The organism is Arthrobacter sp. DMZ02-1R (assembly GCF_057747935.1).
In genome coordinates, this window is the sequence record NZ_CM173230.1 from 4573566 (window position 1) to 4587434 (window position 13869).

At 61.7% G+C, this 13869-nt stretch carries 12 protein-coding genes and 1 pseudogene; 4 read left to right on the forward strand and 9 right to left on the reverse strand.

Features of this window, described 5'->3' with window-relative positions; translation table 11 throughout:
* Positions 1-37 precede the first annotated feature (37 nt).
* From AC3ANQ_RS21735 to AC3ANQ_RS21750, 4 genes are all read left to right on the forward strand, one after another.
* Positions 38-853, forward strand: a complete 816-nt coding sequence (locus AC3ANQ_RS21735) for an SDR family NAD(P)-dependent oxidoreductase (protein WP_488302955.1) — start codon at positions 38-40, stop codon at positions 851-853.
* A gap of 137 nt (positions 854-990) precedes the next feature.
* Positions 991-2007, forward strand: a complete 1017-nt coding sequence (locus tag AC3ANQ_RS21740) for a LacI family DNA-binding transcriptional regulator (RefSeq protein WP_488302956.1) — start codon at positions 991-993, stop codon at positions 2005-2007.
* Positions 2008-2212: 205 nt separating this feature from the next.
* On the forward strand, positions 2213-2995 hold the full coding sequence (gene budC, locus AC3ANQ_RS21745) for a meso-2,3-butanediol dehydrogenase (RefSeq protein ID WP_488302957.1): 783 nt from the start codon (positions 2213-2215) through the stop codon (positions 2993-2995).
* 223 nt (positions 2996-3218) lie between these two features.
* Positions 3219-3719 (forward strand): hypothetical protein, encoded by a 501-nt coding sequence (locus AC3ANQ_RS21750; RefSeq protein WP_488302958.1) that lies wholly within the window; start codon positions 3219-3221, stop codon positions 3717-3719.
* A 20-nt stretch (positions 3720-3739) separates the two neighbouring features.
* Here the strand turns inward: AC3ANQ_RS21750 and AC3ANQ_RS21755 are convergent, their stop codons facing one another.
* The 9 genes and pseudogenes from AC3ANQ_RS21755 to AC3ANQ_RS21795 all read right to left on the reverse strand — a co-directional run.
* Positions 3740-4357: an HNH endonuclease gene (locus tag AC3ANQ_RS21755; RefSeq protein WP_488302959.1), complete on the reverse strand. Its 618-nt coding sequence runs from the start codon at positions 4355-4357 to the stop codon at positions 3740-3742.
* A gap of 68 nt (positions 4358-4425) precedes the next feature.
* On the reverse strand, positions 4426-4575 hold the full coding sequence (locus AC3ANQ_RS21760) for a hypothetical protein (RefSeq protein ID WP_488302960.1): 150 nt from the start codon (positions 4573-4575) through the stop codon (positions 4426-4428).
* Between the two features lie 279 nt (positions 4576-4854).
* The gene (locus tag AC3ANQ_RS21765; protein ID WP_488302961.1) at positions 4855-6249 is read right to left on the reverse strand and encodes an IS1380 family transposase; all 1395 of its coding nucleotides are present in this window, start codon (positions 6247-6249) and stop codon (positions 4855-4857) included.
* A 122-nt stretch (positions 6250-6371) separates the two neighbouring features.
* Positions 6372-6752, reverse strand: a complete 381-nt coding sequence (locus tag AC3ANQ_RS21770) for a hypothetical protein (RefSeq protein ID WP_488302962.1) — start codon at positions 6750-6752, stop codon at positions 6372-6374.
* A 293-nt stretch (positions 6753-7045) separates the two neighbouring features.
* The gene (locus AC3ANQ_RS21775) at positions 7046-7480 is read right to left on the reverse strand and encodes a hypothetical protein (protein WP_488302963.1); all 435 of its coding nucleotides are present in this window, start codon (positions 7478-7480) and stop codon (positions 7046-7048) included.
* A 189-nt stretch (positions 7481-7669) separates the two neighbouring features.
* Positions 7670-8512, reverse strand: coding sequence for an oxygenase MpaB family protein (locus AC3ANQ_RS21780; protein WP_488302964.1), 843 nt, complete (start codon positions 8510-8512; stop codon positions 7670-7672).
* Between the two features lie 23 nt (positions 8513-8535).
* Positions 8536-9498, reverse strand: a complete 963-nt coding sequence (locus AC3ANQ_RS21785) for a hypothetical protein (protein WP_488302965.1) — start codon at positions 9496-9498, stop codon at positions 8536-8538.
* Positions 9495-9848, reverse strand: a complete 354-nt coding sequence (locus tag AC3ANQ_RS21790) for a hypothetical protein (protein WP_488302966.1) — start codon at positions 9846-9848, stop codon at positions 9495-9497. The genes AC3ANQ_RS21785 and AC3ANQ_RS21790 overlap by 4 nt, the downstream gene beginning before the upstream one ends.
* A gap of 2484 nt (positions 9849-12332) precedes the next feature.
* Positions 12333-13331, reverse strand: a pseudogene (locus tag AC3ANQ_RS21795) (IS3 family transposase); the annotation flags it as partial.
* Positions 13332-13869: the final 538 nt, after the last annotated feature.

The following is a 13869-nucleotide window of genomic DNA, read 5'->3' on the forward strand; positions in this document are numbered from 1 at the left end:
GGAGCAAAGACAAGCGGCCGCAGGAAAGGTGCACCTCATGCAGCTGAACGGAGAACAAGACACAGTGCAAAGCAATTGGGACTTCAGGTACAAGCGCGCCCTGGTCACCGGGGCGGCAGATGGAATCGGCCTCGCCATCGCTTCATCCTTCGCCCAGGCAGGGGCCGACGTCATCATGCTCGGCCGCGACGCGGAAGCCTTGAAAAAGGGCGTCGACGCGGCCGACTCAGCCGGTCCCGGCAGCGCCACCTCCCTCGTCTGCGATCTGAGCAAGCCCGCGGACATCCAAGCGGCCGCCGCCGAGGCGATAGCCCGCCTCGGCGGCATCGACATCCTCGTCAACAACGCAGGAGTCGGCGGATCCAGCAACTTGGTCCAGCTCAGCGACCGGGAGCTCGACCTCAATCTGGACATCAACTTGCGGGCCCCGATCCTGCTCACCAGGGCCGTCCTGCCAGGGATGCTGGAACGGGGCCAGGGAGTTGTCATCAACATCTCGTCCCAGGCCGCAAAGATGGGCTACGCAGGCATCAGCCACTACAGCGCGAGCAAGGCCGGGCTCCTCGGGTTCACCATCTCCCTCGCGGTTGAAGTGGCACCGGCAGTGCGCGTCAACGCCATCTGCCCCGGGGCCATCATGACCAAGATGATGGAGGACAACGTCCGCCGGCTCCAGGAAGAAAAAGGAGTCACCCGCGCTCAGGCCGAGGCCAACTGGACTGAGCACATGCCCATGGGAAGAATGCAGCAGCCCCGGGACATTGCGAACGCAGTTCTCTTCCTCGCCTCCGACGCCGCCAGCGAAATCACCGGTGAGGCCCTGAACGTCAGCGGCGGTCAGGTAATGCATTAGCCCTTGTTTGTTGAATCCTCGAAACCTCTGGTGCCGACTCGAGGTGAGTTAGACACCCTCCCGTTTATTTGTTAGCAAAATGTAAGGTAGAAAAGACTCCATGTTCTCGGCACCATTTGGCAGTGCAGGTTGTGCGCGTGCCTCGCACTAAGCCTTCAGGGCGGCTTCACTCAATCACTCAGGAAGATGTTGCGCGCGAGGTGGGTGTGTCTCGGACACTCGTGTCGTTTGCCTTCCGCGGGGCACCTGGCGTGAGCGATGAGACCAAGCAGGCAATCTTCGACGCGGCAAAACTTCTGGGCTATCGGCACAATGCAGCCGCTGCGGACCTGGCAAGAAAACGCCCGTCTACCGTCGGTCTTTTCCTTCTAGACCTCAGCAATGAGGTCTACGTTGATATTTTCAGCGGAGTGCGCGAGGCCCTCTCCCCTATGAAGAAACGCCTCATCCTCAGCGTTTCCCACTCCAGAGGCAGCGTCGACGAAGGATCGGTTGGTTCGCTCATCGAAGCGCGGGTAGGGGTCGTCATCGCGGCGACGCTCCTCGAGCCTGACGCGGACGTGCAGGAACTCGCCAGGAACGTGCCCCTCGTGAACGTCACGCGACGCGTGGAAGGCGTTGACAGCGTGTATTCAAACAACATTGCGGGCGCGCAGGCCGCTATGGAGCATCTGCTCAGGCTCGGACACACCCGAATTGCCCATGTTACCGGACCAACGCACCAAGGTCATGAAGAGCGTCGGCAGACCTACGAAAAGGTCATGCGCGAAGCCGGCCTCGTACCGCAAGTGGTGTTCGCTCACGACTACACCCATGAAGCGGCGAGGCAAGCCTCCGATCAACTCTTCGGATCATTGGACCGGCCGACCGCCGTCTTCGCGCACAACGACGAGATGGCGCTCGGCGTCCGCGAGAGCGCCTACGTACACGGCCTTGAAGTCCCACGGGACCTCTCCCTCGTCGGCTACGACAACTCGAGAACCTCCAGACTCCATGGAATCGATCTGACCTCTGTAGATATCCACGCGCTTGAGCTTGGACGGACCGCCGGAATCACAGCCCTCGAAAGGCTTGCCAACCCCGCCCATCCCGTCATCGAGCGCATGCTCGAGCCACGTCTGGTCGTGCGCAGCTCAACAGCGGCGCCCCCCTAAGAGGTTCACACGTCCTGGCCATGTCAATGCCCGAGCCAGGAGACGCTCTTAAGCCACGGTCACATGATCGCAGTCGTGCCCAGCTGGAGACGGCAATGTCCGCACCGTCCGAACCCCCAATGATTGATAGACCCTATAGTTCCAATTCTCCAAGGATCCGATAGGTCAAATGATCCAGGGATCCGACAGCTCCATGAGGAAGAGAATGATCGCATCAGCTTCATACCCCTACGGAAACACCACTGTCCTGGTAACCGGGGCCGGGTCGGGCATAGGCGCAGCTATCGCCAAAGCGTTCCTGGAGCAAGGCGCTTCGGTAGGTCTTGTGGGACGCACTGAAGCAACACTAAAGTCCGTAGCCAAAGCGTTTCCTCCGGACAGAACGGAAATCATTTCGGCCGACATAGCCGACTCCCATGCCATCAGCGATGCCGTTCAACGAATCCACGCGCGCTTCGGACACCTCGATGTCGTCGTCAACAGTGCAGGCGTCTTTGAAGGTGGCCCAATCGAGGACTTCGACGACAAAAAATGGGAACGCCTGCGCTCGACCAATCTGGACGGCACGTTCTACTTGGCCCGCGCAGCTGCTCCATATCTGAAGCAATCACAGGGCACGATCATCGCTATCTCTTCTGTCTCAGGCCTCCGGGGCGACTGGGGCCAATTCGCCTATAACGCCACCAAAGGCGCCACCAATGCCATGATGCAGTCACTGGCCCTCGATCTGGGTCCGTTCGGCGTGCGAGTCAACGCCGTAGCCCCGTCCTTCACAGCGACCCGACTCACCCAGGATCGTCTCGACGACCCAGCCTTTGCCGCCGCTCTGCACAACAGACTTGCACTCCCCCGGGCTGCCAGTCCCGACGACATTGCCCGGGCAGTCCTGTTTCTGGCAAGCCCTGATGCCGCCTACATCACTGGAGTCGTACTACCCGTCGACGGCGGTATCACTGCATCAACAGGACAGCCACACTTCACGGTCTAGACAGCAGCTACCGCCACGAGGACGTGGCATGGTCCGGCCGCTCGTTCCGCCATCCAGTGCGCCTCCCGCGGATCCGTCCGGAGTTGGACCCGGACGAGGTGCAGGTTCCCGGCTTTCTCTCCCAGGACTGACAACCGTGTGGCCCTCGGGACCCTTCAACACAGCTCACGCCGGGAATACCATGAGGAAAAGGCTCGCACTAACTCACAGCCCGAGGCAGATCATGCCACCACGCAGCAACATCGAAGACACCCACGGCAGCCATTCGTCAGCTGGTGAACCCCGCGTTGGCCACCGGATCCGGGAAATCCGGCGGGAACTTCACCACCGACACCCGGGCTCTGACCGATACCAGGTCGCGGATGCTCATGCCGCCCCGCATTCGCCCTTAGCGAAAACGTCGTTGCTGGATGTGACCTCCGATCTCTACCAGGAACGCCTCTACAGCAGGTCCCGCAGCCACAACGCCAGAGACAGACTCTCCGCGGTACGCGAGGCCATCGCGACATCGCCTTATACGTGGGAAGATCTGGCAGCCGACGGCGTCAAGGAATGGGTCGAGGAGTCCATCGAGGATGATGTACTCCTGGCTTCCGCACTTGAGTCCTTGGGAGACCTGACCGGGGAGGAGCGCCCCTATCTGGGGAAGTTCACCGTGGAGAGGATCTACGAGATCCTCACGACTGCGGAAGCCGCTTACTGGCGGCGATACTTCCGTCCCTAGAGACCGATCACCGTGTGGGTTCAACGAGGCGGGTTGGACCGCGCCCTCTCTCTCGCGTGGGCCAGTAAACCTCGCGTATCCCCAAGTTCCCTTCGCGCTACTTCCGCTTCGCGGGCCAGGACAGCAAAGTTAGCCTGGTGTTCCCTGTTCCCGCTTCTGACGCCCGGCCTTAGGGCGTCCAGTTCCTTCTGGAGCGCCTTGTACCGGGTGGTGCGGGATTTGACGTCTGCGGCGAGTTTGGTGACCTTCTCCCCCCAGTAGAGGTCCGGGTGCTCGTACCGGAAGGTGCTTCGAATTAGTTCGGCCCGGTACTCGTCCGGAGTGTACGTGTCGGGCGGCATTTCGCGGCGGAGGGAATTGCATTGGAAGTGCGCGAGATGCACGTTGTCCCGCACGAGTTTCCCGCCTGTGACTTTCGGTTCCACGTGATCGATGACTCCGGAGCCCGGGTGCGGATGTGGCTTGTCGACATCGACGGCATCGCCGCACAGCCAGCAGATGCCGTTCTCCCATTCGTGCAGTGCACGTATCGCGGGGCGCCGGTCTCCTGCAAGGACAAGGTTGTCTTCAAACGCCTGTTTGAATCCTGGCGGCAGGGACACTTTGGTGAATTCGAAAGGCGGTCGGGGGCCTGTCATGGAGTCATTGTGCCATCAGTGGCCATCTGGTTCTGCGCAAGTGTGTTCCAGGACTTCGGCGTCCACCGTCAGCTGGCATGCTTTCGGATGACGATCCGCCGGTACCCTTCCGGCACGAGCGCTGTGGCATTGGCGAGGGCGTCTTCGTAGGTGGTGCCAGACGCGCTGACATGGCTCTGCTCGCCGTCCGGGCTTTCGATGGTCAGTTCAACTTCCACGGTACAAGTGTGCCTTCTTCATCAGCAGTGTGCAGAGCGGACGATTGACGCGGTAGTACAAACAGCCGGTACGCGGCCTAGTCTTTTGGTCTCGTACCGGCTGTTGGTTGCACGAGTGGAGCCTAAGCCTTGATCCACCGATCCGCGGTCGGTCCTGATTTCGTTTCGGGGCTGGCCGCGGTTTGTGTTTTTGGGCATGGCCCACGGACCGGCCTTGCCGCCGGGGTGTTCCACAGGAAGATCTGAATTGGGCCGTTGCCGGCTGGTGGGCGGGGGTATTTATGCTGCCGTGGGTGGTGCGTGGACGGTGGTGAAAAGTTGTTCCCACGCGGGTTGCCAGGGCCAGGCTTCCGGGAGGTGGAGCCGTATTTTCCGGGCGCTGGAGGCGATCCTGGCCGGAACATGGATGAGTTTGCGACGCAAGGTCCCGGTTCTGGCTTTTCTGAAGGGTCCTGCGGCAAGGATCCCGGCGGTGCGTGTGAGGTTGTAGGCGATGACGGCGGCGACCAGCCAGGCCGAGTTCGCGGCGAAAACCCCCGAAGGCAAGTGGGCCAGAGCGCTGTCTTTGAGGTCGGCGTTGACCTGCTCAATGATGGCGTGTTGGCGGTGGGTTTTGTCCGCAGCGACCGTGTCCAGGACCCCGGCCGAAACGGTGGTGAAGAACGCGTGGAAGCGGTGGGTGTCGAACAAGGTTGGCTGCCCGTCGCCGGCTTTCCGGTTCAGTTCCGGGATGCGGCGAACCACCAGCCGGCCGGTGATTTGCTCGGCCTTCTTGCGGGAGCTGAACGCGGTGAACACCGTCTCGGCGACCTCGGCCCGGGACACCCACGTGTTGTTTTCCTCCTCGAAGATCGCATCGGTGTATTCGATGGTTTCCCACGCCGCCTCCGGGATCTCGGTGATGGCGCGTTTGACGGCCGGGTCCATCCGCACGGTCACGGACACCTCGGCGCCGCCTGCCAGTGCGGCGGCAAACGTGGCATGGCCGTAGTACGCCGAGTCGGCACGAACGATCACCTTCCCTCCAACACCGGTGCGCTTCAGGGTCGAGAGCGCATCGGTGAGAAGGCGCTTGGAACCGCGGGCCGAGTTCGCCGCGCCCTTGCGCAGGCGTTGGGCCAGGATGACCGGGGCCGTGTCCTTCGCGGAGACGGTGGCCAGCAGGGCGTTCATGCCGCGGACACCGGAATATCCGTACCCTGATCCCTGCTTCCGGTAGCCGTGGACCTCGATGATTGTGTCATCGAGGTCCACAAATACGGGTTCCTCCGGCGATGGTGATCCCAGCAGCGGGACACGGGCCGCGAGATTGGCCAGGAACCGGGAAGCGACCGCGTCCAGTTGCCTCACGTGCCCGAACGTGAAAGCCCGCAGGAACGAGCCCAGCGTCGAGGGCGCGTAACAGGCGTCGAAGATCCGCTTCATCCCGCCATGGCGCAGCAGGGCCAGGTCATCGATCGAGTCGGCACCGGCCACCATCCCGGCCACCAATGAGGCAACTTTCAGCCCAGCGTTCGCGCCTTTGTCCGTCGGGATGGAAAGCCACTTATCGGCCAGCTCATGCAGACCGGCATCCCGGGCCAACATCATCACCGGGACGAGCCCGGCCGCCGACACGAGGTTCGGCTCGTCAAAGGAAACTGACACCGCGGCACGCCTGTGGGAAACTTGCATCTACGAGATGCCTCTCTTTTCGGTGGTCAATGTGCTCTAGACAAGCCACATTTTCCTTGAAAAGACAGGCATTCTCGGTTTAAACCGCCGTTAGTGCCCAGATCAACATCGGTGGATCAAGGCTAAGCCCCTGTTACGGCAGACGCCGATTCCACTGTCTCAGTGGCAGAGAACAGCGGCATGACCACGTAGATATACGAACCGTTGGGGCCGTTGCTCAGCAGACCAGAAAACACCTTGGGACTCGGGTCGCCAAGCTGCAACCCGCCATCGGAGTCAAAGTTGAATTGCTGCTGATCGGACTTGTCACCGACCGTTATGGAAGCTATGAACTGCCCCTGCCGTCCGTTGCAGCCGTGACCGTCCGTGCGGCAGTAATCGAGTTCAACCTTCTTCAAGTAGTTGGCGGGACCATAGGTATCGCCCGGTTTCGGCTGATCGCAGCAATTAAAACCATCCCCCAGGATGGACACATTCAGGGTCGACCCGGGGACCTGGTTCAAAATCCATACTCTGTTACCGTTCGCCAAGGTATTTCCTCTCGGTTGGTTGGTGTGCGCGAAGCTCGCGACACGAGCCATGCTCTCAGAAGTGGACTATTTAGTCATCCGTTTTGATAAAAGGATTGAAACTTTCCACAAAAACACCAAGAAAGCCCCTCCGGGTCATCGGGAGGGGCTTTCTTTTTTGTGTCTGCGCCTACTGAGCCGCCATGGGCCGGGCCCGCGGCATCGACCGAACGCCAGCTACCGCGCCTCGGTGACCCGGTCGGCTATGTCCTTTATTTGCTTGGCGTTCAGAGACCCTCGTCCAGGATTTTGGCTATGGCCCGGAGTGCTTCAGGGTCCACCGGCCCCAGCGCACGGGCAGCAAAGTTGCGCACTTCGGCGCGGCGCATGCTGCGCAGCAAAGTCAGCTCGGCGTCAACCTGTTCGGGAACCGGACCGTCATCCTGGAGCAAGTACTCCGGGTTTACCCCGAACACACCGGCTATGGCTCGCAGGCAGTCGTCCGGGACAACCTGTTCCTTGCCGGACTTCAGGAGAGACCAGCGGGTCCGTGAGATGTAGTAGTTGCTCTGCTCTTGTGCCGCCGCGCTGATCGTCGGATAGTCGAACGGCTTCCCCGAGTCAGACGGGATAGTGTCCAGGAGAAGCTTGATCTTCCGGGCGAGCGTTTCCGCACGGCGCACGCCGGCGGCCCGGTCCGAGGGCAGTTCAAAATCTTCCACTTACTCAACTCCAAGTTATGTCGGCGAAACAGCCGCAGACGGCAACCTCTTGATCTTCAAGATACCGGCTTCGCAATGTGTGCTCTGGAAGTCACACATGTTTGAGAAGCCCGATGGGTAACAGTATCAACAAACCCTCCGTGCGGTCTTCATAGAGGGTGATCGCCCCGTTATTGCGGAGGAGAAGGGCTAGCCGCGAGGGCCGATCATGTCCAGGGAGTAACCGTTCGGGTAGACGGAGCTTCCGGATGTCCCCGGGATGAAGGAGGGCTTGGTGGGGACCGGGAGGGCGCGGGTTATGACAGCGCGGACTTTCAGGAGTGCATGGAACCCCCGGCGCAGCCAGGCCGGTGCGGGTTTGAGGCCCAGCGCCGGGACGATTTCCGGTTTGTCCATGAGCAGGGCAATGACGGTCGTCGTCCTGTCCTTCAGCGGTCCCGGGAGGCGGACCGCGAGGGCCGCGGCAGTTGCTTTGAGCAGTGCGGCGCCTTCCGGGCTGGACGCCATGTGCCGGGATTCGTAGTCATCCATGAGAGCCGCCGCGTCGGCGAACGTCTCGGGTACCGGCTCCAGCCCCATCCGGGCGGCCAGCTCCGTGTAGAACTCCAGGGCGGCGTCCCGCTCCCTGTCGGTCAGCGGTCGCCATCCATGGGCGTCAATCCAACGGATCGGGATGACCAGCAAGGTCAGCAAGGGGTAGAGGAAGTCTTCCCCGCTACCGGGCACGCCCTGATGGACCCTGCGGAGCAGAGCCAGCATCTTTTGGCCGCGGTCGCTGTCGAAGTCGTTCACGATGAGTTCGTGGATGACGATGCCGGTGTCGTAGGAGCGCTTCATCGGCCGCGCGGCAGTTTCACCGCGGGCGGCCAGGGTCCTGGCGATGGAGGGGATGGCGAAGTTCCGGTAGTAGGCGATGAAGAAGCCAGCCCGAATTTCGGTCGCAAAGGTGTACAGGACCATATCCCGATAGAGCTGTGCGCTGTCAGTGGCCGGCGCGGCAGCGCCTTCTCGGCGTGAGCGATGGGTGAGCATGGAAAGTCTTTCTGCCGAGAACCTCAAGATGTCCGTTCCAGGTCAAGTTTATGTTCCACGGCGAGCAGGTAGGCGCGCTCGTCGGGGGTGAGGGCGGAGGCTCCGCCCATGGCCAGCTCAGCGTCCCAGATTTCCACGATCAGACGATGGAGCCTGTCATGAGCCGGAGCACCGGTATCGGTCTCCAACGTCCGGTCCATACCCGCCGTCTGGAGTGCGCGTTCCTGGAGAGGCTGCACCCTGGCAAGGGTTTCCTGTTCCCACCGCTCGGTGCGTTTGCGTTCGGCGCGACCGGCCCAGGCAGGAATGGACAGGCCGGGCCCAATGAGGACGATCGGGATCAGCTGCACGACCTGGTACAGCGGCGTGGAATGGAAGTTCCACGTTGCCATGGCGGGCACCGCGTTGGCGAGCACATCAAGGGTCATGAAGACGGCCGACAGCACCCCGACGGCGCCACCAATGCCGACCATGGTGAACCCGACCCTGAAAAGTCCGTGCATGCGAGGGACGAAACGGCGGCACACCAGAGCGAGTTCGCCGCAGACGAAGCCGGTGTAAAAAAGGGTCATCGCTGAGAAGAGCGCCCCCGCAGGGTGGATATTGTAGATGTCGCCGAAATGCGTCGTCGTGGTGCCGACGTTGGCGGCGAAGAAAAAGACGGCCTGAAGGACCAGCGTCAGATACATGGGGACGGCACGGTATTTGCTGCGCAGCCGTGGGGATTCCTTGGCGACGGCACGAAGGACGCCGACCCGCAGCTGCCACAGCCCGAACACCAGGAGCGTGTGCAGGGTGAGCTTGGCGAAGTTGTGCCCGCCTACCAGCGGGTCCACAAAGAGGTAGACCGCCGGGGACGTCAGGAGCGCCGCGGTGCCGGTGAGCATTGCGGAAACGAAGACCGTGTCCTTGCCGAATCGGAGCATCGCAGGGATGCGGGAAACAGCGAGCAGGTACAGGGCCGCAGCGATGATAAGTTGCATCATCCGAAGACCGAGCCGAAATTCCCGGGCTGTCCGCCGGCGCGCCGCTGTGCCCTTCGGATCCGGGAAGCAAGCCGGTCAGCGAGGAGTTCGGCAGTGATCTCGAATTCGTTCAGGAAATCGGTGCGTTTCAGGGCCATGACAACACTGTCCGGGTCCACACCCTCGAAGAAGGTTTGCGCATACTCCGGGGAAACCCTCTCCTGTTCATGCCGCAGGATCATGTGCGCAAACTCGTGGAGGATGATCTGCTGCCGGTGAACGGCGGACGCGCCTGGAGCGTGGAGGATCACGTCGAGGTTATCCAGGCCAAACCAGAGGCCACAGACTGTGTCAGTCGGGGTACCTTCCATGGATTTGATCTTGATAGTGCGGCCACGAAGCTTTTCCAAATGGCAGTGAATGGATCCGAGCGATACAGGATCTGAGAGATTCAGGCTCTCCTCAGCCTCTCGGGCTTTCGCCCGTGCTTCAACGTAAATCATGATGTCCGCGGGTGTCCGAATTTGTGGACCCGCTCCCCGGCGGCTGACCCCATAAAACGCACTGCATCAATTCCCAAAATCGTGTCACAGGCGCGCCTCGCCTGTACGGTCGGACCACCCCGTGACCAGTGTCACCGGGACCCCATGTCCGTTTGCGCCGCGGTTGGCCTGAATTCCCAGACACGAACGTGGTGCGCGCGAGCCAATGATACCCACATAACTTGAACAACCTTTTGTCACATGAGCCACAGGAGCCTCATGGCCCAACGTTGGGACAATACCGGCCCTGAACTGGGCCGATGCCGCCAGCTTCCCTCCGCCACGGTCAGAACGGCACGGTTTCGGCCAATTTCAACCCATTCCCTGGGTCCGATTTTGGCCCGGAATTGGTCAGCAAAGGCAAGGAAACCAAGCCTGGGCCACTCTTGGTTAATCTCTAGCCATCTTGGGGCCAATTGAAGGGCCTCTGCGCATTTCTTGGGCCGGAACATGCCAGGCGGCGATAATTTCGCCTACTGGGCCCGAAAGCCCTGTCTGAGACGGCCATTCTCCGCCCGTTTCTGGTCCTTTCTGGCCCAGAAACGGGACGGCTTTGTCCACCACACCGCAGCCTTCGGGCTGCAATTTTTTACCTCGCCAACGCTCTGACGAGCGCCATGCAGTGGTGGATGGCACGGTGCTAAAAGGCGGGGAGGGCGGGGGTGGGTGGCGATGCACTGACCCGTGCGCCCACTGCTCGCCAGGCCGTCCGGGAGTCCGGTTGCCTCGAGGAAAAGTAGTGCCGCCGAGGGAGTTCAGCCCACTACTTTTCCTCGTGACAACCGTGTGTCAGAGACCCCCGGACAACCAGGCGAGCGAAGAGTAAGGGGGTGATAGTTGGGGCGCAAAAGCATCAGGGGTCAGTCGGATGACGGCCGCCACCCACCCCCCCTTGAGGACACTCTCGGGGCTCATGGAGCTGCGCTGGATAAGCCCGTTGATGCAGCGTTGGATGGCACACTGCGGATGCTGTGTCAGAGCCCGTGCCGGTCCCTGGGCAAACAGTGCTTGTCCCGGACTGGATGAACAAGTTCCCCAGTCCCGGAAGGTAGGAAGACGAGAAAGGAACGCCGGAGCTGACGCCGCCCAGGCACCGGGCTGGCTGCGTCTCTGTGGCTGTGATGCAGCACCGCGGCGGCGGAAGTCCTGGCGAGGAGAGAGTCAGGCCGCCGCGACACTGGAGCAGCTCTTCTGGAACGGCTCTGTGACCCTCTGGAGGTGGCCGCATCCACCGACGGAGCGGTGGCTGCAACGGTCCCCGGAGGGACCTCTGGAGCCGTCCTGCGACGGTGCTGCGACGGCCGCTGGAGCGACCACTGTCGCCGCGTTGCAACGACTGGGACAGAGGCGTGTGAACGAGTCCCTGGCGGGCCGGGAACCCCCATAGAGCAAAGCGCCAACAACAGCTGCTGCGCAGCGCCTCCGGCACCCCTGGTGCGACGTCTTCGTCCCTCAGCCGGCGCCCCTGTGGCACCTCGTATGGGACCGATGCTCCTGCGTCACAGCGCCTGCTGGTACGAGTATCAAATTTGGGCTCCTACCCGTTCCTACTCCTTCGTCGCAGGCCCGTGACGCTGCGTTGCAGCACTGTTCCTACCGGGTGCCATGCACCATCAATCCCGGTAGGAACCAAAACGCCCTCAACCCGCGGAAACTAGCGCCACTCCTCCCCTCCCTCCTACGAGTAGGAACCATAAATGGTCGGGTAGGAACGATGTGGTAGGCGCTACTTTCCGCTGAAATACCAGCAGAAACCCCGTCGATCTTCCGCTAAAGCTCCAGATGCGACGGAATGAGTGAAAGGGCATAAGGGGGGATGGCACCTCGCTTCGCTTCGGTGGTCGGCACAGCCGACATCCCTTCGGTCGCTGCGCTCCCTCACCCATCGCTGCGCTCCGGGCCCTTATGCGGTCGCTTCGCTCCCTTCCCCACCAACGCTGTCGCGTCGTTGGGGTGCCCCTGGAGCCATCGCTGCGCGAGTGGCACCAGCAACCCGGTGACCGCTGTCGCGGCCTCCGGACAGAGCCGCTGTGACTTCGTCCCAGGCGTCTCTGAGAAAAGCCGAAAGACAGTGCAGACGCCTCGCGGACCCCTGGCGACAAGGGCAGCGTGAGGGTGCCGTTTGGCACTGGTCGGCTGTCGCCGAACCGGGGGTTGCGCGTCAGTCAGCACCCTGCAACCCCTCTACAGATCATCGAACGAGGGCTCCAGAGGTCCGTCTCATCCAACCCGAAACAAACTCGGAGAAAGGAATCCCAGAGCCATTCATATGAGGGGCCGCGGAGATTTCGGACAGCGGATTGGTGGTTTTCTCTACGCTGCCGCGGACGCCTGCTGGTAACCGTAGTGGACCTGGTTGGGGTAGCGGTAATCCGGCGCGGAGTGCCGGCGCCAGCTGTTGTAGAAGCCTTCGATGTAGTGGATGACGTCCCGCCTGGTCTGGGCCTTGGTGGCGTAGACCGTGCGGTGGACGCGCTCGTTCTTCAAGGCCGAGAAGAAGGTTTCGGCGGCGGCGTTGCCTCAACACCCCGGTGCGGCCCATCGAGGAACGCATGCCCAGATGCTGGACCAGGGCCCGGAAGGACGCAAAGGTGTATTGGACCCCCGGTCCGAATGCCAAATTGCGCCCGGACGGCTGACCGTAGATTCCGCGGCGTTCTTCAGTGCGATCTCGACCAGCTCGGAGCGCATGTGCTCGGTCATGGACCACCCCACGGCTTTCTTCGAGTAACAGTCGATGACCGTGGCCAGATAGATGAAGCCCTGCCATGTGTGGATGTAGGTGATGTCGCCGACGAACCGCTCCCGGGGACGGTCCGCAGTGAAGTCCCGCTTGACGAGGTCGGGGATCTTCGCCGCGCCTTCCGCGTCCGCTTCGGTGGTGGTGCGGAACGGTCGCGGCTGGCACGGTACCAGGTTCTGATCCCGCATGATCTTCCGCACCAGCTCCGGGGAGCATTCGGTGCCCTCCGCGGCCAGGTCCGCGTGGATCCGGCGGTAGCCACAGGGCCGTCGGAGGCGGCGAAGAAGTGCTTCACCCGGTCCGTGAGCACGGCCCTGCGGGCCGCGGTGGCCGAGAGGGGCGGGGGCGCCAGTGATAGAACCCGGAGCGGGATACCCGAGCCAGCGGCACATCTTCAGCAACGGCGGCGCGTCCGGCAACCGGGTCTGGGAATCGACGAATTCATACTTCGCCACTACCGTGGCTCCCGCGCGAAGTATGAAGCGGCTTTTTCAGGAACGCGGCTCCGCACGCAGTTCCTGGTTCTCCCGCTCCAGCTCCTTCAACCGGGCCCGCTCCGAGCCCGTCAAAGAGAAGACCAAAGCCGTCTAGGAATGCAGACAGGAACTCGGTGCCCATTCAGGACGCAGTAGCCCGCTTCCGGGCGGCGCGCCCGCGCCGCGTTCTCTAGAGCGGAAACCGGCTGAGTTCCGGAAGGTTCCGTAAGGGTTCCGGAAATATCATTTGATTCGGACTTCAGTTTCTGCTCATATCTGAGCAATTTTAAGCCCCATCGAAGGCTCGTTCCGGAAGTTCCGGAACATTCGGAAGCCCCGTTGATGCAAAGGATTGACTTCCCTAGATACTTTGTGAGATCTTTCGGAACTTCCGGAACCGGACCTTTAGGGTGCAAGATTCCGCTGATAAATCAGCGAAAGTGGGCGGTTCCGAAAGTAGTTCCGCTCGGCACCGACCGACGGATCTTCGGAACCTTTCGGAACTAAAGTTGATTCCTCCCCACCCTGAACGTCTTCTGACTGAGCCATCATCGTCTCCGGAATACTCTGGCCGGAGACCGACACTGCCCAGCAAGATGAGCTCTCAGCTGGGAATGGACCAGATACAGGA